This window comes from Streptomyces sp. cg35, assembly GCF_050410835.1.
Lineage (GTDB): Bacteria > Actinomycetota > Actinomycetes > Streptomycetales > Streptomycetaceae > Streptomyces.
Genome location: NZ_CP191268.1, coordinates 783,041 through 802,950, shown reverse-complemented (window position 1 = coordinate 802,950; position 19,910 = coordinate 783,041). Strand labels below are relative to the sequence as shown.

Below are 19,910 nucleotides of genomic sequence, written 5' to 3'. Positions count from 1 at the left end.
GGGCATCTCCAGCCAAATGAAATACAACAGTGTTGTGCAACGCTGTTGTATGACAACATTGCAGCTGTTCTTCACCTCGTCAACACCCGTCGACAACCCCTTGAGGTCAATGACATGCCGATCGAAGTAGACGCAGTGCGGCGGCTCGACGAGATCGCTGCCGCCACCATCGACGTGGCCCGTGAGCGAGGGGTGCGTGCCGTGACCATCCGGGCCGTCGCCGAGAAGCTCGGTGGATCGACGGCCATGGTCACCAACTACGTCCGCAGTCGCGCCGATCTCATGGTCAACGCGCTGCGCCGCGCGGAGCGGGAGTGGGGCCGGGAAGTGGAGGAGCTGCTCGACGGGGTGGGCGGGCCGGAGCGGCTGCCGGCGCTGGCCCGCTGGATGTGCACGACCGCGGACGACGACGAGGTCATGCGGCGCCTGCTGATGGAGATCGTCGGTGCCGGGTCGGGCGCCGGGACCGAGCTGAAGCAGGTCCGCACGGTGGCCCGCGCCCAGCACGCGGAACTGGTCGAGGTCGTCGCCGAAGCGGGAACTCCCGCGCCGGAACTGGCCGCCGACATCCTGCATCTGCTCTTCCGCGGCTACTGGCTCTCCACGCTGGAGGACCCCGACGGCTGGACGTCCGAGCGCGGGACGCGCACCGTTCTCGCCGCGGTGGAGCTGCTGGGGTCGGGGAAGCAGGCCTGACGGGCTCGTGGCCTTGACAACCCGCTGGTGGGGGATGAGTCTGAGCACGCGATGCAACGTTGTTGTATGACGCCGTTGCATTTTCTGGTCGGAGTGGTCCTCCTCCGACTCTCCCCGCACGCGGCCGGTTCTTCGTGAGGCGCGGGCACCCCCCTTCTCAGAGGTGAGAGGCGATCATGGAAAACCAGCACCCCGCAGCCGAGTTGTGGCAGCGCACGGCCACCGATCTGGCGGCGGCGATCCGTACCCGCGAGGTCTCGTCCGTCGACGTCGTACGGTCCTGCCTGGACCGCATCGAGGAGACCAACCCCCGCCTCGCGGCCCTGGTCGACCTGCGCCCCGAGGAGGCGCTGGCCGATGCCCGCCGCGCGGACGAGGCCGTCGCCGCGGGGGCCGAACTCGGCGCGCTGCACGGCGTACCGGTGTCTACCAAGATCAACACGGATCAGCGGGGCCACGTCACCAGCCATGGGGTGGCCGCTCTCGCCGGACCTCCCGCGCAGGACGACGCGGCGTGCGTGGCGGCGCTGCGCGAATCCGGCGCCGTGCTCCTCGGCCGGAGCAACGCCCCTTCCTTCTCCTACCGTTGGTTCTCCACCAACGACCTGCACGGCCGCACCCTCAACCCCTGGGATCCGGAGCGCACGCCGGGCGGTTCCAGCGGCGGCGCGTCCAGCAGCGTTGCCGCGGGCATGACGCCGATCGCGCAGGGCAACGACATCGGCGGCTCGATCCGCTATCCAGCCGCCTGCTGCGGAGTCGTCGGCATCCGGCCCACCGTCGGCCGGGTCTCCGGATGGATGCCGCCCGCGTACGCCGACACCCCGGCCGGCCGGGTGCAGATCGACTTCCCGCCCACCGTCCAGATGTGCGCGGTCGAGGGGCCGTTGGCCCGGACCGTGGCCGACGCCAGACTCGCGCTGGACGTCATGACGGCGCCCGACCTGCGCGATCCGGTCGGCATACCCGTCGCGCCCGCCCGTCTGCCGCAAGGAGTGAAGGCCGCGGTCGCCGTGGTGCGGGGGATCGGCACGGTCAAGAACCATCCGGCCGTCGAGCGGGCCATCGACGAGGCCGTCGCCCGGCTCACCGCCGCCGGCCACGAGGTCGAGGAGCTGGACGGACTTCCCCTGCTGGCGGAGGCCGCGCGCATCTGGTCACTCCTCATCTACGAGGACTTCCGGCCCATGCTGCCGCTGGTGGAGAAGGTCGGCGACGAGGACATCCGCACCTCGCTCGCGTACTCCTTCGCCGCGGCGGCGAACGAGTGGGGGGAGCGCCCCGGGCTGGAGACCTACATCCAGGGCTGGGCGCGCCGGGCCACACTCGTCACCCGGCTCCAGCAACTCCTGGGCAGCGACCGGATCCTGCTCACCCCGGTCTCCGCCGAGCTGCCGTTCGAGCAGGACGCCGACATCGCGGGACCGGAGCGGGCTGCCGAACTCGTCGCCGCCCAGTGGCCGATGGCCGCGGTTCCCGTCCTGGGGTTCCCGGCCGTCACGGTGCCGTCGATCCTCGACGACGGGTTTCCGGTCAGTGTCCAGCTCATCGGCGGACGCTTCGCGGAGGACCGGATCCTCGATGCCGCACAGGTCATCGAGGACGGCGCGCCCGACCTGCGACCGCCGCTTCCGCTCGGCCGGGGATGAGGGGCCGGTCCCGTTCGGGCCGAGCCCGTTCGGGACCCTGCGACCGTCAGACCGGACCGGCGGCCGTGTCGGCGGGAACAACGTCCAGGACGGCGTCGGCCACCTGCCCGGCAGGGCCGTCGTACTGGGCGGACAACTTCCGGAACACCTGCTCGGCGCGGACCGCGGGCCAGTCCTCCGGAAGATGATCCGCGGGCAACCGTGGTGTGGACCGCACCAGTTGGAGCCAGTCCGTGTGCAGCAGCAACTGCCGGGCGAGATCGTCGGGCGCGGCCGGCATCGGCCGGGGCGTGTCCCACGCCGCCAGAAAGGCGCGGCTGCGCGCGGCGATGGCGGCCGTGTCGAAGGCCCGGTCGAGTAGGTGTGCCGCCTCGGTCGGCTCGGCCGCCTGGGCCCGCAGCACATTGAGATGACGGTCCAGATCGAGCCCGGCGACGACGGTGGGTACATCGATCCGGCCGGGTGCCGCCCACAGCCCGTTCTGCAGCGGACCGAAACCGGCCCACACCAGGCGCGAGCGCAGATCGTGGCGCAGGCTGCGCCGGCTCTCGGGCAGCGAGAAACCCACCAGGGTCCAGGTGCCGTCCCAGTCGGGCTCGACGACCGAGCCGCTCCAGATCCGGTCGTGACCGTCCCGCAGCACGTCGACGGCGCGCTCGGTGAGCCCGAAGTACATTTTGCGGCCCCGCCGGTGACGGACCAGCAGATCGCGCTTGACCATACGGGCCAGCGTGGAGCGCGCCGCGTCCTCGGACACCTCCAGACGTGCGAACACATCGATGACGCTGCCCGAGTAGACCGCGGTGCCGCGCCCCAGAACGTAGAGGCCCAAGAAACTGAGCATCAGCGACTGCGGGCGCGCGGCGGTCGCGGGCCCGTCCTCCTCGTCCCTCACGGAATTCACGTCTGTCCTGGTCACGGGCGTCAGTGTAGGGCTTCCCTCTAATGTTCGGCAGAGTATTGACGACAGTCGTAGAACTGCCTAACGTCAAACGCGTCATCCCCCCTCCCTCCGACAAAGGACCGTGCACATGGATCTGTCGAACAAGGTCGCCGTCGTCACCGGCAGCGGGCAGGGACTCGGACTCGCCTACGCCACGGCACTGGCCGCGGCCGGCGCGGCGGTCGTGGTCAACGACGTGGACGCCGCGAGCGCCGACCGGGCCGTCCGGCAGATCACCGCCGCCGGCGGACGCGCGGTCGCCGAAGTCGTTCCGGTCGGCGGCACCGAAGCCGCCGAGGCGCTGGTGTCGCGCGCCGTGGACGCCTTCGGCCGCCTCGACGTCATGGTCACCAACGCAGGGATCCTGCGGGACCGGGTGCTGTGGAAGATGTCCGACGACGACTTCGACTCCGTCGTGGACGTGCACCTGCGGGGCACCTTCACCTGCGCCCGGGCCGCAGCCGTGCGGATGCGCGAGCAGGGAGAGGGGGGCCGCATCATCACCGCCTGCTCCCCGGCCGGCCAGCGCGGCAACTTCGGGCAGACCAACTACGCCGCGGCCAAGGCCGGCATCGCCGCCATGACCCGTACCTGGGCCATGGAGCTGGCCAAGGCGGGCATCACCGCCAACGCGCTGGTACCGGTCGCGGCCACCGGAATGACCCGCACCATCCCCGCGTTCGCCGCTCACGTCGACGCCCTGGAGACGCGTGGCGAGCCGCTGCCGGACCAGCTGCGCAAGGGCGAGGGCTTCGGCACCCCCGAGGACGTCGCGGGGCTCGTCGTCTACCTGGCCTCCGACGCCGCCTCCGACGTCACCGGCCAGTGCATCGGCATCGGCGGCGACAAGCTGGCCCTGTGGTCACACCCGCAGGAGGTCAACAGCGCCTACACAGAGGGAGGTTGGAGTGCCGACGCGATCGCCGCGGCCTGGCCGGTGTCCGTCGGCCGCGAGCCGCAGACCTACGGCATTCCCGCCCCGAAGCCCGTCGGGGCCTGACCTCACACTCGTACGACGAAAGGTGAGCCGACGATGACGTCGCCCAACCTCGACGAACTGGTCGCGATCGACGTACACACGCACGCGGAGATCTCCAAGGACGGCCACACAGCCCTGAGCCCCGACCTGCTGGGAGCCTCGGCGGACTACTTCAAGGCGCACGGACACCGGCAGCCGACCATCGACGAGATGGCCGCGTACTACCGGGAGCGGCGGATGGCCGCCGTGGTGTTCACCGTCGACGCCGAGCACGCCACCGGGCATCCGCGCATCGCCAATCAAGAGATCGCCGAGAGCTGCGCCGCCCACTCCGACGTACTCATCCCCTTCGCCAGCATCGATCCGCACCGGGGACGGGCCGGCGCGCGCGAAGCCAGGCGCCTGGTGGAGGAGTACGGGGTGCGCGGCTTCAAGTTCCATCCGAGCATCCAGGGCTTCGCCCCGAACGACCGCCTGGCCTACCCGCTGTACGAGGCCATCGAAGAACTCGGCGTCCCCGCCCTCTTCCATACAGGGCAGACCGGCATCGGCGCCGGCGTGCCCGGAGGCGGCGGTATCCGCCTGAAGTACTCCAACCCGATGCTCGTCGACGACGTCGCCGTGGACTTCCCGGAGCTGCGGATCATCCTGGCCCACCCGTCGTTCCCCTGGCAGGACGAGGCGCTCGCGGTGGCCACGCACAAGCCGTACGTCCACATCGACCTGTCCGGCTGGTCGCCGAAGTACTTCCCGCCGCAGCTGGTGCGCTACGCGAACACCCTGCTCAAGGACAAGGTCCTCTTCGGCTCCGACTACCCCGTCATCACGCCGGACCGCTGGCTGGCGGACTTCGAGCGGCTCGACATCAAGCCCGAGGTGCGACCGAAGATCCTCAAGGAGAACGCCGCCCGCCTGCTGGGTCTCGGCAAGGACTGAAGGGGGTCACCATGCTCGACCAAGGCATCGGCTCCTGGCCGGCCCGCCGGGCCCGCAAGACCCCCGACCGCGTCGCCGTCGTCCACGAGGACCGGCAGTGGACGTACGCGGAACTGCACCGTCGTGTCCTGCGACTGGCCGACGCGCTGCGGGAGCTGGGCGTACGGCGCGGGGACCGCGTCGCCTATCTCGGCCCCAACCATCCGTCGTTCCTGGAGACCCTGTTCGCCGTCGGCGCGCTCGGCGCGGTGTTCGTGCCGCTCAACACCCGTCTGGCCGCTCCCGAACTCGCCTTCAACCTCACCGACTCCGGCAGTCGCGTGCTCGTCCACTCCCACGAGCTGTCCGAGACCGCCGAAACGGCCGCCACCGGGGCCGGGGTCCACCACCGCATCACCCTGGGCGCACCGTGCGCGGACGCGCTCGGGTACGAGACACTGCTCGCCGCCGCGTCCGACCTGCACCTGGACGAGCTCGTGTCACCCGACGACCCCTGCATGATCATGTATACGTCGGGCACCACCGGCCGCCCCAAGGGAGCAGTCCTCTCGCACGGCAACATCGTCTGGAACAGCGTCAACGTCCTGGTCGACACCGACATCGCCGGCGACGAGGTGACCCTGGTGACCGCCCCGCTCTTCCACACCGCCGCCCTCAACATGACGTGCCTGCCCACCATCCTCAAGGGCGGGAAAGTCGTCCTGCTCGGTGCGTTCGACCCCGACCGCGTCCTCGAACTGATCGAGACCCGGCAGGTGACCTACCTGTTCGGCGTCCCTGCCATGTACGACGCGCTCACGGCTGCGCCCGGCTGGGCGAGCGCCGACCTCTCCGGCCTGCGCCACCTCAACTGCGGGGGCGCACCCGTCCCGGACCGCACCATCGCCGCCTACCTGGCGCGCGGTCTGTCGTTCAGCCAGGGCTACGGACTGACGGAGGCCGCCCCCGGCGTCCTCTACCTGGACAGGGAGCAGGTCCGTGAGAAGGCCGGATCCGCCGGCGTCCCGCACTTCTTCACCGACATGCGCGTCGTACTGCCCGACGGCCGGGACGCGGACGAAGGGGAGACCGGCGAGATCCTCGTCCAGGGACCCCACGTCATGACCGGCTACTGGGGACGGCCCGAGGCGACGGCCGACGCGTTCACCGACGACGGCTGGCTGCGCACCGGCGACCTGGCCCGTCTCGACGGCGACGGTTTCGCGTACATCGCGGGCCGGGTCAAGGACATGTTCATCTCCGGCGGCGAGAACGTCTACCCGGCCGAGGTCGAGAACGCGCTGCTCGCCCACCCGGCGATCGAGGAGTGCGCCGTGATCGGCGTACCGGACGCCCGTTGGGGCGAGGTGGGGCATGCGGTCGTCGTTCTGAAGGCCGGTGCCCGGGCACGGGAGCAGGACCTGCTGGCCTTCCTGCACGGCCGGCTCGGCAAATACAAGATCCCCAGATCGCTCGCCTTCACGGACGCGCTGCCCCGAACCGCCTCCGGGAAGATCATCAAGCCTCGGCTGCAGGCGAGCGATCAGCTCTCCTGAGCCAGCCGCAGCACCCCCTCACTCATCTGCCTTTCGAGAGGACCCCTCATGCCCACCACCGCGCGCGGGCTCGACGAGCTCAGAACACTGGGCGGCCGCGACCTCGGCCGTACGGCCTGGCTGGAGATCACCCAGGACCGGGTGAACACCTTCGCCGACGCCACAGGAGACCATCAGTGGATCCACACCGACCCCGAGCGGGCCGCGGCCGGCCCCTTCGGCGGTCCCATCGCCCACGGCTATCTCACCCTGTCCCTGATCATCCCGATGTTCAGCGACCTGCTGGAGATCTCCGGCATCACCATGAGCGTGAACTACGGCCTGGAGAAGGTCCGTTTCCCGAGTCCGGTCCCTGTCGGCGCCAAGATCCGGCTGCACGGGACCGTCGACTCCGTCGAGGAGGTCAAGGGCGACGGGGTGCAGATGCGGTTGACGTTCACTGTCGAGGCCGAGGGCGGCGCCAAGCCGGCGTGCGTCGCACAGGCGGTGTACCGCCACTACGTTTAGCGGTACGCCGCAGTGCCGTTTCAGATGGTGCCATTTCGTTCCGGCTTTGGTCACCGGCCTCTTCAGCCAGCGGTTCGTAGGGCTGTCGGGCGAGCTTCAGAACCCGGCACGTCACCGTGACGAGTAACAAGGTTCTTCGTCTGCTGGTGGTACAGCAGTTGCCCCCATGTCGACCAGGCAAAACGGTAGTTGGCGCAGCCTTCGGTCGAGGGCTGGTCCGGAGTTGGTCCGGATTTTGGTCTGGCGGCGCCGGTACCGGGCATACTGCGGCTGACGTGCCGGGGAGGGGAGAGGAGGGAGCGAGCGGGACCGGATGGGGTGGATGGTCGGCTCCCGGACGCCGGCTTCCCGGGACAGAGGGTGAGGGGCACCGGGGATCCGCTGCCAGGCCCCACCGGCGGCCCAGCGGAGCGGGCGCTTGTGAGCGGTCTGGAATGCATGGAGTTGACGCTGGTCCGGCCAGAGCGAACCAGTGCGGTACTTCCACGCAATCGCTTCCAACGTGCGGCGTTGGTCAGCGCAGCGCACCGCCGTCCACGCACTGGTTCGGCCGGCATCAGGAGCACGACCCGGTACTGGCATCTGAGCAAGCTGCTTGTCAGTGGGGCCTGAGAGGATCCGGTCAACCCCTCCCCGAGTCTGCTTGCCCTCGGCCGGTGCGGGTCCGGACAGGACCATGGCCCTGCCCGTCACCGTCTCCGATGCGGCCCTTGGTGAGGACTGAGGTGGCGCGCTACGGAAGTCCCGGGGGATTGACCTGGGATGCGGTGACCGCCTCGCCTGCCAAGTGCCAGCGTTTGACGGCCTTGCCGTAGGTACCGTTGTCGATCAGTTCGCTGATCGCCCGGCTCAGGGGAGTGGCGAGCCCGTTGCCCTTCTTGGTCGTGGCGGCTATCCAGCCTTCGCGGCCGGGCCCCGCCCCGGAGTAGGTGCCGACGATCTCGGTCTGGCCGGCATCGGCGACGTGGTAGGCCACCGACGGATTGGAGCCGAGGTAGACGTCGATCCGGCCCGAGCGCAGGGCCAGGTAGACATCGCTCTGGGTCTGGTAGTACTTGACGGTCACCGGCTTCCTGCCCGCGCGGGTGTTGTCCTTGCTCCACCGCGTGATCAGCTTCTCCTGGTTGGTCCCCGGATGCACCGCGACGGTGCGGCCTGCCACGTCTTTCGGGCCCCGCACAGTCAGGTCGCTCCCCTTCAGCGCCTCGAAGGCCACCTTGTCCTGGCGGTAGGAGGCGAAGTCGTACTTGCGCTTGCGCTCTTCGGTATCGGTGATGTTGGCGATGGCCACGTCGTACTTGCCGCTGTCCAGGCCGACGAACATGTTCTCCCACGACACCGTGTGCAGTCGGAGGTCGAGCCCCAGGACGTCGGCGACGAGGCGGGCGAGATCCGGCTCCATGCCGATGACGGTCTTGTTGTCGGTCGCGTAGAAGCTCAGGGGAGGCGCGAGACCGGCGAAGGTCACGACCTCCAGAGTCCCTCGGTCCCGGACGGCCTTCGGAACCGTCGAGGCGATCGCTTCGGTCCGGTGCGTGCGTAGGGGGCGGAGGCCGGCTTCCTTGCTGATGTCGCCGACGCCGTCGGACGCCCTGCCATTGGGGGAGTCGGCGTCCGGAGGGTTGGCACAGGAGGAGAGGGCGAGAGCCGTGAGGCAGAGCGACACGGCCAGAGCCCGTACGGAGCAGAGACGAGACACACGTGTTCCTTGAGGCTTCGAGAGCGGGACTGCAGGACGAAAGGTGCTACAGGACTTTGGAGAGGAAGGAGCGAGCTCGCGGGTGCCGCGGGTCGTCCAGGACCGCGGAGGGGGGACCCTGTTCGACGATGACGCCGTCGTGCATGAAGACGATGGTGTCGGCCACCCGCCGGGCGAACTCGATCTCGTGCGTGACCACGATCATCGTGGTGCCGGCGCGGGCCAAGTCCTCGATGACGTCGAGCACTTCGTCGACCAGTTCGGGGTCGAGTGCCGAGGTGGGCTCGTCGAAGAGCAGCACTTTCGGCTTCAGGACGAGCGCCCGAGCGATCGCCACCCGTTGCTGCTGACCGCCGGACAGCCGGCGCGGATACGTGTGGGCCTTGTCCGCGAGGCCGACCCGCTCCAGCAGCGCGTGCGCCTGTGCCGACCATTCCGCGCGACGTGCCCGCCCGGTGGCGAGAGGCGCCTCCATGAGGTTTTCCAGGACGGTCAGATGGGGGAAGAGGTTGAAGTTCTGAAAGACGAAGCCGACCTTCGCGCGCTGCCGCAGGATCTCCTTCTCCGCGAGTTCGTGAAGACGTGTGCCGGATCTGCGGTAGCCGATCAGCTCGCCGTCGATGGTGACCCACCCTTGATCGGCCCGCTCCAGATGGTTCACCACCCGCAACAGCGTCGACTTGCCCGAGCCCGACGGCCCCAGAAGGGCGGCCACTTCCCCGGTGCGCACCTGAAGGTCCACGCCGCGCAGGACCTGAAGGGTGCCGAAGCTCTTGTGGACGCCTCGCACGTCCACGGTCAGGTCGCTCATCGGGGGCTGCCGATCGCCAGGGCGTCGCGCTGACGCGAGCCAGAGGTGAGGTCGCGCAGAACACGCCGTGCGCGCTGGAGGGGAGTGGGTGGCGGAGTGCGGTCGAGGCCCCGGGCGAGCCGCCGCTCCACGTAGTACTGGGCCACCGACAGGACGGACGTCAGGGCCACGTACCACGTGGTGGCGACGAGCAGGAGCGGGATCACCCGGCTGTTGCGGCTGTAGATGACCTGCACCTGGTAGAACAGCTCGCCGATGGCCATGACGTAGACCACCGAGGTGCCCTTGAGGAGGCTGATGATCTCGCTGACGGCCGTGGGCAGGAGGGAGCGCAGGGCCTGCGGCAGGATGATCCGGCGTATCTGGCGCAGGCGGGGAATGCCCAGGGCGGCCGCGGCCTCCCACTGCCCGCGGTCCACGGCGATGACACCGCCTCGCACGATCTCCGCACAGTAGGCGGCCTGGTGCAGTGACAGCCCGATGACGGCCGCTCCCATTGTGCCGATGAGCGTGTTGCTGTCCACCGAGACGAGAACGGGGCCGAAGGGGATGCCGACCCCCAACTCCCGGTACAGAGCGCCCAGGTTGAACCAGAAGACGAGCTGCACGATCATCGGGATGGAGCGGAAGACCCAGATGTACGTCCAGGCGACCGTCCGCAGCACGGGGCTGTGCGAGAGCCGCATGAACGCGAGCACCGTGCCGAGCGTGAAGCCCAACAGTGTGGCGTACAGGGTGAGTTGCAGGGTCACGGCGACCGCGTTCACGATCGCCTCGGACAGCAGGTACGACGCGAAGACCTGCCACTCCCAGACCGGGTTCGTGAGCAGGCCGTGGGTGAACTGTGCCGTGAGCACCAGGACAGCGAGGGACGCGACCCAGCGGGCGCAGTGACGAGCGGGTACCACGTGAAGCGTCTCGGTCCCGTCGAGCGTCTTGCTTTCGGCGGCGCGGTCTGCGACGGGGTCGGGGGTACGTGTGACGGCGTCGGCGTCGCTCCGGCGAGGCGCCCCCTCCGTGGGCGGGGGATCGGTTCGGCGTGCCATGGCGTACTCCTTGTCGGTTGCCGGTGGTGCGGGAGCGACCGGCGTTCGTGCCGGTCCGTGGTCTGTGGTGTGCGGCCTTCGCGCGGCGGTGCTCCCGGCGGCTGCGGGGAGGGGACCGCACGGCCGTCCGCGGGTCGCCTCAGGTCCGGGTCCGGGCCGTCGCGGACCATGTCGCCAGCGACGCGGCCACGGCGGCGGCGAGGGGGGAGCAGAGCAGGAGGGCCGGTGTGCCGAGCGCATCGGCCAGTGCGGCCCCACCGAAGGAGCCCGCGGCGAATCCGACGGTGGTCATGCTGTTGGCCCAGCCCTGTACCTCGTGGTCGGCGCCGGGCGGTGTCGCCGCTCCGAGGTCGGTGAAGAAGCGGGCGAAGACCGAACCGGTGGCGAGGCCGGCCGGGACACTGACCGCGGCCACCGCCAGGGGGCCCAGGAACATGGCCGCGCCGATCGCGCTCGTACCGGTGGCCAGCAGCAGGAGCAGTACCGGCAGCCGGGTGATGCCGGAGCCGGGCAGTCTGCCCAGAACCAGAGCGCCGATGATGCTGCCCAGGGAGAGGCCCGCCAGGAGCAGGCCGCTGTAGGCGGCCGCGTTCTGCTGCTGCGCGTAGACGGGCAGCGACACCTCCGTGGCCGCCAGGGCCGTGCAGAAGAAGAACTGTGCGCCGAACAGGCTCACCAGCGCAGCGCCCCCCAGACGGCGTCCGTGCCGGGGAAGCGGCGCGGACGGCGTCGCGTGGTCCGCCAGACCCGACAGCAGGACGATCGCGAGCGTCATCAGCAAACCGATGAGGACCAGGGGGAGCACGGGGCTGAGGGAGGTGCTGAGCCAGCTGGCCATGAGGGGACCGGTGATCAGGGACAGGTCCATCAGGGCGGATTCCAGGGCGTTGGCGGAGGAGCGGCCGCGGCCGCGGTCCACCGCGGTCCAGTGGGAGCGCAGCAGAATGCTGGCCGGCGGGAAGAAGGTGCCCATGAGCGCCGCTGCGGCGAGGACGATCGCGAAAGGCGCGGAGACGGCCGCGGCCACCGCGATCCCCGTCAGCCCGGCCAGATAACCGGCCAGACAGGTCCGTAGCACCGCGGGTGCTCCGTGCCGGGTGAGACGGCGGCCGCGAGCCGGGCTGCCGGCCGCGTTGGTGGCGAGCATCACCGCGACGACGGCGCCGGCCTGGGCGTAGGAGTAGACCGGCGAGACGAACAGCAGCGTGCTGACGGGAAACATGCTGATCGGCCACTTGGACACCAGGCTGGCAACGGCGAGCCGGGTGGCCCCCGGGGCGGCCAGGATCTCCCGGTAGGTGGCCACGAGGCCCCCGGGCGGGTGTGCGGGCGTGGAGGTGTGGGCCGATGAGTCCGGGGACATCGGTTCAGGCATGTGAGGAGGCCGCGGTCGCGGCGTCGGTGCCGTCCACGGCTGCGGCGGGCCGCGTCTCCACCCGCACCAGGGACCTGATGCGGGCCAGTGTCGCGAGGACCGCGTCGGAGTCGGGACCGTGCACCGCGGCGCTGAAGGGGATGCTGACGTTGTCGTGTGTGGCGGGTACGTGCTCGCCCGGCGCGTAACCGAGTTCCACGCTGTCGACTCCGGGCAGGCGGGCCGCCTCCTCGGCCCCGTGCACCGCGACGAGCGGGCCGGGGCCCTGCTCGTTGTGCACGACGGCAGAACCGAACCGGACGGGAAAGACGACGGGCTTCTCGACAAGCGCCGGGCGCTGCCCGAGGTAGCAGGCGATCGTGTCGTGGAAGGGTCGCAGTCCGCCGTGCGCGATCCACAGGTCGACGGCGGGGCCCCCGGACAGCCGCGCGCCCACCTCGATGAGGAACTCGCCGTCGTCGGCGCACTTGACCTCGGTGTGGCTGGGACCGCGCCGGATGCCGAAGGCGGTCAGCACGCCGCGCGTGTAGGTCTCGACACGGGCGAAGTCGGGGTGCTCCGGGCCGATCTGGACGATGTCCCACAGCGGGAAGTCGTAGTCGGCGTCGTCGGGCCGCAGGTACTCCCAGATGTCCACCAGGCGGTGCTCGCCGTGCGCGCTCAAGAAGTTGACGGCGAACTCGCGCCCCCGCACGTAGCGTTCGACGAGCCATTCGCGCACGGGCTCGCGGTACACGTCGTGGGTGACGGATGGGCCCTGGGCGTCGAGGTCGGCGGCGGTGGAGAAGACACGCACGCCCTGTGACCCTGCCCCCAGCGTGGGTTTGACGATCACGGGGAAGCCCACCTCGTGCGCAGCGGCCGCGATGTCGTTCCGCGAACGGACGAGCCGGAACTCCGGGATCCGGACGCCTGCCTGTGCCGCGTGCTCACGCATGGCTGCCTTGTTCCGGCGGGCCCAGGCGAGGGTGTGGTCGTTGCCCGGCAGGCCGAGCCGGTCGGCCAGCACATCGGTGAGGTGGACCCCGGCCTCCAGGCAGGGCACCACGGCCCGGGCATCGACGCCGGCGGCGGTGATGAGGCGGTGCGCCTCGTGCGGGTCGGCCGGGTACAGACTGAGATCGTCACCCTCCGCGTGCCCGGACAGGGAGGCCAGGTAGTCGTGTGTGTAGAGGGAGACGACGGAGAAGCCGAGGTCACGGGCAGCCGCCTTGAAGGGCCGTCCCTGCCGCACCGGGTCTATCAGGATGATCGCGGGTGCGCTGATGGTCATGGGCGCCTCTCCTCGATGCTCGGACGGCCGCCGCTCTCGCGAACGGCCCTGCGCTGTCCGGGAATTCTGTCGGTTGGGCGGAGCCCGGGGGCACGTACCCGGAGACGGTCTGAAAGGGCGGTACGACTGCCCGCTCGTGCAGAAGCCCCCGCCCTTAAGGCCGCATCCGGATTTCTGCCACCGGCCGGAATGCAGCCGGCCGTCTCGGGGGCGCACGCACAGGTTCGACGGCCGGTCGTCCGGGCAAGATGACAACGCTGTCGAGCAGGCGTGCCGACGATGACCCTGGTGTCAGGAAGTTGCGTCGCTCCGGATTCGGGGCGGCGCAAAATGTGTGCTCAAGGAACCCGAAACCAACGGAAATCAAACTCCGCGGCACCGTGCGGCTGTGCATATGACCAAGACTGATAGGGCTAACGGGTTTTTGCGGCAGGGCAGTTGTGGTGAGGTCATCCAACACTTCCAGCCACGATCCGACGTTTCACGTCAACTTGAAAGGTAACCATCAGTCGCCAGTCCACTACGGGGCTGTCGGCGCCTAGCATCTGCGGGCAGTACGGGGGATTCACCGGATCCACTTGAAAGCAAAGGACGTACATGTCTCGGCGCTACCCCACCCTGTGCAGCGACGCACCTCTTCGCCTGCTGCAGGAGCAGCCGACCGACCACATGGCACAAAGACCGGCGTCTGTCATCTCCGTCGTTCTGCACGGGGGCGACCCGCTCACCCGTGCCGGAGTCGTCGCCCACATAGGGCACCGGCCTTCCATGACGCTGATATCCGATCCGAGCCGAACTCTCGACGATCCCACCCAGGCCGTGGCGCTGGTGCTGGACCACGAGCTGGACGCGGAGTCCGTCGCCAAACTCCGCAAGCTGGCCACGGACTACGGCAAACGCGTCGTGCTGGTGGCGGGCGAACTGGACGAGGAGCGGCTGAACTTGGTGATCGAAGCCAGGATCTCCTCCGTCGTCTGGCGTCACCAGGCCACCCCCGCGCGGCTGGTGAAGGCGATCGAGGCGACGGCCAGGAACGAGGGAGACATGCCCGGAGACCTCCTGCACCGGCTCCTTGCCCACCTCGAACGCCAAGCGCAGGGGACGGTGTTGAGCACCGTGGCGACCGGCCGTCCCACGGGGCGCGAACTGAACGTCCTGGAGCTGGTCTCGCACGGCCTGGGCACCAAGGAGATCGCCGAGAAGCTCAGCTACTCCGAGCGCACCATCAAAGGGATCCTGCACGATGCCATGACACGCCTGCACCTGCGCAATCGGGCACATGCCGTGGCCTACGCGATCCGCGAGGGCTACCTGTGACGGATCGCCCCGACCTTCCGCACAAGCGCCGCCCCACGTGAGAGCCCACACGTGTGACCCCGACAGGTGCGCCGGCAGGTCGGCGACAACGGCCTGCGGCGGTCCACGACGAACCAAGAGGTCCGCCGCGGACCGCCGCAGGCCGGGAGCCCGGCGACGTGTCAGGACCGCAGGAGCGCCAGCAACTCACCGCGCAGCGCGCTGTCGTCGCCGAACGCGCCCAGGAACGCGGTCGACGTCATCTCGGCGCTCGTCTTGATGCCGCGCATCGTCATGCAGAGGTGTTCGCCCTTGGCCAGCACCGCCACGTCCCGGGCGCCCGTGACGTCCGCCACCTCCTGGGCTATGCCGGTGACCAGCCGCTCCTGCACCTGAAGGCGGTGAGCGTGGCGGTGCGCCACGCGGGCGAACTTCGAGAGGCCCAGCAGGCGGCTCGTGGGGCGATAGGCGATGTCGATCGAGCAGTTGAAGGGCAGGAGGTGATGCTCGCACAGCGACCACACCCGGATGTCAGAGACCACCACCATCTGGCTGGTGGTCGTGGTCTCGAAGAGGGTGTCGATGGTCCCGGGGTCGTAGTCGACGAACTCGCGCCACCAGCGAGCGAAGCGTTCGGGCGTCTGCCGCAGCCCGTCCCGATCGGGATCCTCACCGATCTCCTTGAGCAGCCGGTGCGCGAGATCGACCAGCGGATCGTCCCCGCTCTCCTCGTCCCCGGTCCGCGGTTCGACAGTGTTCATGGTCACTTCAGACACCTCTCTTGTGTCCCCAGACCAGCGTGTGCAGCCGGGTGGTCACGTTCCATCCCCGGTCGATGACCGAGGAGACGAGTTCCTGCATGTGTTTGTCGATGTCGTCCGGGCTCTGTCCCTCGGGCATGACCCAGACGGATTCGATGCCGAAGTCGGCGGCGAGCACACTCACCTCGTCAAGGTCCGCGACGGTGCGGCAGACAAACTTGAACGTGGTGCCCGGCGTGGTGGCGAACTGGCGCAGCGCCTGCGGCACGATGCGCCGTCGGGCCGGATCTCCGGAGTGCGCCAGCTTCGGCGAGACGTTGAAACGCACACCCGGCCGCACCAGCCGGCTGTCCGGGACGCGGGTTCCGTTGGTTTCGAACTCCACCTCCATCCCCGCGCCCAGCAGCGTCTCGACCAGGGGCAGCAACCGTGCCTGCTGACTGAGTGGCTCCCCGCCCGAGATGACGATGAGGTCGACCCCGAGAGCCGTCAGCTCCTCGGCGACCGAGGAGACCGGCCGCCGGTGCAACTCGACCTTGGGGTCGTAGCTGACGCCGCTGTCGCTGACGCCCTGCCAGTCCCACGTGTAGGGGGTGTCACACCAGCGGCAGGACAGGTTGCAGCCGCCGAGCCGCAGGAAGCCGCATCTGCGGCCGAGCGACCGTCCTTCTCCTTGGACGGCCTCAAGTGGGGCCGAAGATCTCGTTGACGACGAGTTCCGGTTCCACGGGGCACCACCTCCTCTTCAGTTCGGGCATGCGCCGGTTGCGGGTGAGGGCGAGGACTGCAAGGAGCGGGCCCGGAGGTCAGGGCCGGTACTCCGCCCACGTCTTGGGCGTTTCGGAGACGCGGACCGAGGTCAGCTCGGGAAAGTCCTTCTCCCACTGCGCGTACATCCACACCGCCAGGTTCTCCGCGGTCGGGTTCTGGTCGACGACGTCGTTGAGGTGGCGGTGATCCAGAGTGTCGTCGAGCCATTTCTTGAACACCGAGAGGTCGCCGTAGTCGCGGACGAACCCGACCGGCGTCAACTCGTGCTGCTCGGCGCTCAGTTCGAGTTCCACCGCGTAGTTGTGGCCGTGCAGCCGCGCACACTGGTGGTCTTCGTGCAGGCCGTCGAGCCGGTGACTGGCGGAGAACTCGAAACGCTTGGTGATACGCAGGGTCATGACGGGAGGGAGACCTTTCTTCTGAGGACGGGGCGCCCCGGGTGGCCGGGGGCGCTCACGAGAAGGACGCGGTGGCGTCGGGGAGGACACCGAGCTTCTCCAGCACCGAGCGGCGCGAGATGACGGGAGCGAATGCGGAGTCCCCGCCGACCGGCGGGGCCAGCGGCTCGACGAGCGTGTCGGGGTCGGACTCGAAGAAGAACACCAAGGACAGCAGTTCCTCGTGCGGGGCGCTCGGACTGGGCGCCAGCACGCGATGGCGCAGCGCCCGCCAGCGGCCGTTCGTCCAGAGCTCCATCAGATCGCCGAGGTTCACCACCAGCGCCTCGGGGTCGTACGGCGGCGCGAACCAGCCGTCGGCCTCGTTCCAGGCCTGCAGACCGCCCACGCCCTGCTGACGGCTGAGGATGGTGAAGGCGCCGAGATCGGTGTGCGGACCGTTGCGCAGCTGCCCGCTCGCCACCGCACCCACGGTGGCCAGTGACGGGTACCAGCTCACGTTCTGGGTCCACGTGGCGTGACCGGCACGGCGGGTGAAGAAGTCCCCGGGCAGTCCCAGCACCTCGGCGAACAGTGTGTTCACGCCGCGAGCCACGCGCTCCATGTGAGCGGTGTAGGCCTCGGTGGCCCGGCGCAGTCCGGGCAGCACCGCGTCGGGCCACCGGTTGCGCGGGTAGCAGTAGCGGTCGATCGCCTCGTCGCCCGAACGGTACGCGGGGCCGGCGTAGAAGGACTCGTGCAGGTCGGGCGCCGCCATCGGCTCCTCGCCCTCCTCGCGAGGCACCCCCACACCTCCGCCGGGATGCATCTCCAGCCAGCCGCTCTCGTACGGGGCGCCGATGGCACAGGGCTCCTTCGCCTCGCGCGGCAGAGCGAAGAACTCCCGTCCCTGTGCGCGGAGTTCGTCCATCGCCCGGCGCGGCACGCCGTGTCCCTTCAGCAGGAACATGCCGGTCTCGCGCAGGGCCAGGTCCAGTGCCGTGGCGGTGGCTTGCCGCTCCTGGTCGGAGGCGGTGGGCCAGGCGCCGAGGTCGACGGTCGGGATGGCGCTGTTCATGGGGGGCTCCTTTCGTACGGTGCGGTGTTCTCGTACGGTGCGGTGTTCGTTCTCGTCAGCCGTGAAGAGTCGCGTCGACGGACGCTCCGAGGATGTCGACGCCCTGGTCCAACTCGGCGTCGGAGACGGTGAGCGGCGGCAAGAGCTTGACCACGGAGCCGTCCGCTCCCGATGTCTCGACCAGGAGCCCGCGCCGGAACGCCTCCGCGGACACCTGGGCCGCGATGGCGCCGGCCCTGTCACCGTGGGACCGGAAGTCGAGCCCCGCGGCCAGGCCCCGTCCCTTCACGGTGGGCACGCCGTCGTGGTGCCCACGGGTGATCTCACCGAGCGCGCTGGCGAGCCGTTCGCCGGACCGCCGCACAGCCTTCTCCAGGTCGTTGCCGGACCAGTAGGCACGCAGTGCGGCGGCGCCGGTCACGAACGCCGGGCCCACACCACGGAATGTGCCGTTGTGGTCGCCGGGCTTCCAGACGTCGAGTTCGGGGCGGATCAGCGTCAGCGCCAGCGGCAGGCCGTAGCCGCCGATCGACTTGGACAGACACACCATGTCCGGCACGATGCCGGCGTCCTCGAAGCTGAAGAACGGGCCGACCCGACCGCAGCCCATCTGCACGTCGTCGACGATCAGCAGCACCCCGTGGCGGCGGCACACCGCTGCCAGAGCGCGCAGCCAGTCGTCCTCCGCGGCTTGTACCCCGCCCTCGCCCTGCACCGTCTCGACGATCACGGCGGCGGGCTTGTCGAGTCCGCTCCCGCTGTCGCCGATCATGCGGTCCAGAAGTTCGGGGGCGCTGCCCGGGTAGCCGTCGTAGGGCATGGAGACGGCATGCCCCAGTGGTACGCCGGCCGCGGCCCGCTTGGCGGCGTTGCCGCTCACAGCCAAGGCGCCGAGCGTCATGCCGTGGAAGGAGTTGGTGAAGCCGACCACGGTGGTGCGACCGGTCACGCGCCGGGCGAGTTTGAGTGCGGCCTCGACCGCGTTCGTTCCCCCGGGGCCGGGGAACACCACGCGGTAGTCCAGTGCCCTGGGCGCGAGGACGGTCTCGTGGAGCGTGGTCAGGAAACGGCGCCGGGCGACGGTGAACATGTCCAGGGAGTGTGCGATCCCGTCCCTGGCGATGTAGTCCATCAGGGCCCTCTTCAGAACGGGCGGGTTGTGGCCGTAGTTCAGTGCGCCGGCGCCGGCGAAGAAGTCCAGGTAGCGGCGGCCGTCCTCGTCGTAGAGCCAGCTTCCCTGGGCGTGGTCGAACACCACTGGCCAGGTACGGCTGTAGCTGCGGACCTCGGATTCCATCTGTTCGAACACGTTCATCAGATGTCCTTCGTGCATACCCCCGCGTCGAGGCGGGTGAGGGAACGAGGGTCCTGCGAAGCAGGGTGGGAAGAGCCGCTCCGCCCGGGGCGCAATTCAGCGGGGAAAGGCCCTCAAGCCGACGCCGAGGGCGCTCTTGAGGCGGCGTAGACGGTGGGGTCGTGGACACCGGCCGCGGTGAATGCTTCGCGGCGCTCGATGCAGGACGCACACCTCCCGCAGTGCACCTCCTCACCGCGGAAGCAGGTCCAGGTGTCCTCGAACGGCACGGAGAGCTGATCGCCGAGGGTGATGACCTCACGCTTGAGCAGCCGGGCCAGGGGCGCGATCAGGTCCAGGTCCGGGTGGGCGTGACCGCGGGTCGCGATGCGCTCCATGGCGAGGAAGGCGTCCAGGAACTCGAGCGATGTGTCCGATGGACCTATGTCCTCCGCCATGATCCCGAAGGCGACGGCTTCGGCCCGCTCCACGACGGCCAGCGCGAACGCCGCTGAGAGCAACAGGGCGTTTCGGTTGGGGACGATGTTGGGACGGCCGGGGACCGCGATGTCACTGTCGGCCGGCCCGCCGCCACCCGTGCCCTCGTCCGGGACATCGACGGCGGAGTCCGTGAGGGAGGAGCCGCGCAGTACTCCGCGGGCGCCGCCGAGATCGGCTTCCTCGTACGGGGCGTCGAGGCGGCGGGCGACCAGCCGGGCACAGTCGAGTTCGCGTCGGTGGCGCTGCCCGTAGTCGATGCCGAGCAGGTGCAGGTCGTGGCCCTGCGCCCGCAACTGGTACGCCATGGTGACGGAGTCGATTCCGCCGGACACCACCGCAATGATCTTTGACACGTGTCGTCCTCACTTCGTCAGTGCACCAAG

Annotated in this window: 19 protein-coding genes and 1 pseudogene; 7 read left to right on the top strand and 13 right to left on the bottom strand. The window is 69.6% G+C overall.

The window, feature by feature from the left end:
* Positions 1 to 114 precede the first annotated feature (114 nt).
* The gene (locus tag ACQUQD_RS03920) at positions 115 to 696 is read left to right on the top strand and encodes a TetR/AcrR family transcriptional regulator (protein WP_428950504.1); all 582 of its coding nucleotides are present in this window, start codon (positions 115 to 117) and stop codon (positions 694 to 696) included.
* A gap of 176 nt (positions 697 to 872) precedes the next feature.
* Positions 873 to 2,345: an amidase gene (locus ACQUQD_RS03915; protein ID WP_428950503.1), complete on the top strand. Its 1,473-nt coding sequence runs from the start codon at positions 873 to 875 to the stop codon at positions 2,343 to 2,345.
* 46 nt (positions 2,346 to 2,391) lie between these two features.
* Here the strand turns inward: ACQUQD_RS03915 and ACQUQD_RS03910 are convergent, their stop codons facing one another.
* Positions 2,392 to 3,264: a PaaX family transcriptional regulator gene (locus ACQUQD_RS03910; protein WP_428950502.1), complete on the bottom strand. Its 873-nt coding sequence runs from the start codon at positions 3,262 to 3,264 to the stop codon at positions 2,392 to 2,394.
* A gap of 112 nt (positions 3,265 to 3,376) precedes the next feature.
* Between ACQUQD_RS03910 and ACQUQD_RS03905 the strand changes: the two genes are divergently transcribed.
* From ACQUQD_RS03905 to ACQUQD_RS03890, 4 genes are read left to right on the top strand one after another with little or no spacing between them, the layout of a single operon-like run.
* Entirely contained in the window at positions 3,377 to 4,288 is a 912-nt protein-coding gene (locus ACQUQD_RS03905; protein ID WP_428950501.1) for an SDR family NAD(P)-dependent oxidoreductase, read from the top strand.
* A gap of 33 nt (positions 4,289 to 4,321) precedes the next feature.
* A complete protein-coding gene (locus ACQUQD_RS03900; protein ID WP_428950500.1) occupies positions 4,322 to 5,203 on the top strand; it encodes an amidohydrolase family protein in 882 nt (293 codons plus the stop codon).
* An 11-nt stretch (positions 5,204 to 5,214) separates the two neighbouring features.
* Positions 5,215 to 6,738, top strand: coding sequence for an acyl-CoA synthetase (locus tag ACQUQD_RS03895; RefSeq protein WP_428950499.1), 1,524 nt, complete (start codon positions 5,215 to 5,217; stop codon positions 6,736 to 6,738).
* Between the two features lie 48 nt (positions 6,739 to 6,786).
* Positions 6,787 to 7,245 (top strand): MaoC family dehydratase, encoded by a 459-nt coding sequence (locus ACQUQD_RS03890; protein ID WP_428950498.1) that lies wholly within the window; start codon positions 6,787 to 6,789, stop codon positions 7,243 to 7,245.
* Positions 7,246 to 7,620: 375 nt separating this feature from the next.
* On the opposite strand, the pseudogene ACQUQD_RS03885 reads toward ACQUQD_RS03890, so the two are convergent.
* The 6 genes and pseudogenes from ACQUQD_RS03885 to ACQUQD_RS03860 all read right to left on the bottom strand — a co-directional run.
* Positions 7,621 to 7,802 (bottom strand): annotated as a pseudogene (locus ACQUQD_RS03885) (transposase); the annotation flags it as partial.
* A 176-nt stretch (positions 7,803 to 7,978) separates the two neighbouring features.
* A complete protein-coding gene (locus ACQUQD_RS03880; RefSeq protein WP_428950497.1) occupies positions 7,979 to 8,944 on the bottom strand; it encodes an ABC transporter substrate-binding protein in 966 nt (321 codons plus the stop codon).
* A 46-nt stretch (positions 8,945 to 8,990) separates the two neighbouring features.
* Positions 8,991 to 9,755 carry an amino acid ABC transporter ATP-binding protein gene (locus ACQUQD_RS03875; RefSeq protein ID WP_428950496.1) on the bottom strand — a complete coding sequence of 255 codons (765 nt, stop codon included), beginning with the start codon at positions 9,753 to 9,755 and terminating at the stop codon, positions 8,991 to 8,993.
* Positions 9,752 to 10,801 carry an amino acid ABC transporter permease gene (locus ACQUQD_RS03870; RefSeq protein ID WP_428950494.1) on the bottom strand — a complete coding sequence of 350 codons (1,050 nt, stop codon included), beginning with the start codon at positions 10,799 to 10,801 and terminating at the stop codon, positions 9,752 to 9,754. Before ACQUQD_RS03870 ends, ACQUQD_RS03875 begins: the two co-directional genes overlap by 4 nt.
* 139 nt (positions 10,802 to 10,940) lie before the next feature.
* Complete coding sequence (locus ACQUQD_RS03865; protein ID WP_428950493.1) at positions 10,941 to 12,176, bottom strand: MFS transporter; 1,236 nt, start codon at positions 12,174 to 12,176, stop codon at positions 10,941 to 10,943.
* Complete coding sequence (locus ACQUQD_RS03860; protein WP_428950492.1) at positions 12,169 to 13,449, bottom strand: ATP-grasp domain-containing protein; 1,281 nt, start codon at positions 13,447 to 13,449, stop codon at positions 12,169 to 12,171. Before ACQUQD_RS03860 ends, ACQUQD_RS03865 begins: the two co-directional genes overlap by 8 nt.
* Before the next feature lie 768 nt (positions 13,450 to 14,217).
* On the opposite strand from ACQUQD_RS03860, the gene ACQUQD_RS03855 reads away from it, so the two are divergent.
* Entirely contained in the window at positions 14,218 to 14,766 is a 549-nt protein-coding gene (locus tag ACQUQD_RS03855; protein WP_428950491.1) for a helix-turn-helix transcriptional regulator, read from the top strand.
* 161 nt (positions 14,767 to 14,927) lie between these two features.
* Here ACQUQD_RS03855 and folE read toward each other — a convergent pair whose 3' ends face one another.
* From folE to ACQUQD_RS03825, 6 genes are all read right to left on the bottom strand, one after another.
* On the bottom strand, positions 14,928 to 15,506 hold the full coding sequence (gene folE, locus ACQUQD_RS03850; RefSeq protein WP_428950490.1) for a GTP cyclohydrolase I: 579 nt from the start codon (positions 15,504 to 15,506) through the stop codon (positions 14,928 to 14,930).
* Positions 15,507 to 15,513: 7 nt separating this feature from the next.
* Positions 15,514 to 16,122: a 7-carboxy-7-deazaguanine synthase QueE gene (locus ACQUQD_RS03845; protein ID WP_428957446.1), complete on the bottom strand. Its 609-nt coding sequence runs from the start codon at positions 16,120 to 16,122 to the stop codon at positions 15,514 to 15,516.
* A 190-nt stretch (positions 16,123 to 16,312) separates the two neighbouring features.
* A complete protein-coding gene (gene queD, locus ACQUQD_RS03840; RefSeq protein ID WP_428950489.1) occupies positions 16,313 to 16,675 on the bottom strand; it encodes a 6-carboxytetrahydropterin synthase QueD in 363 nt (120 codons plus the stop codon).
* A gap of 55 nt (positions 16,676 to 16,730) precedes the next feature.
* A complete protein-coding gene (locus ACQUQD_RS03835; protein ID WP_428950488.1) occupies positions 16,731 to 17,732 on the bottom strand; it encodes an isopenicillin N synthase family dioxygenase in 1,002 nt (333 codons plus the stop codon).
* A gap of 55 nt (positions 17,733 to 17,787) precedes the next feature.
* Entirely contained in the window at positions 17,788 to 19,047 is a 1,260-nt protein-coding gene (ectB, locus tag ACQUQD_RS03830; protein ID WP_428950487.1) for a diaminobutyrate--2-oxoglutarate transaminase, read from the bottom strand.
* Positions 19,048 to 19,160: 113 nt separating this feature from the next.
* Positions 19,161 to 19,880 carry a 7-cyano-7-deazaguanine synthase gene (locus ACQUQD_RS03825; RefSeq protein WP_428950486.1) on the bottom strand — a complete coding sequence of 240 codons (720 nt, stop codon included), beginning with the start codon at positions 19,878 to 19,880 and terminating at the stop codon, positions 19,161 to 19,163.
* Between the last annotated feature and the right edge of the window lie 30 nt (positions 19,881 to 19,910).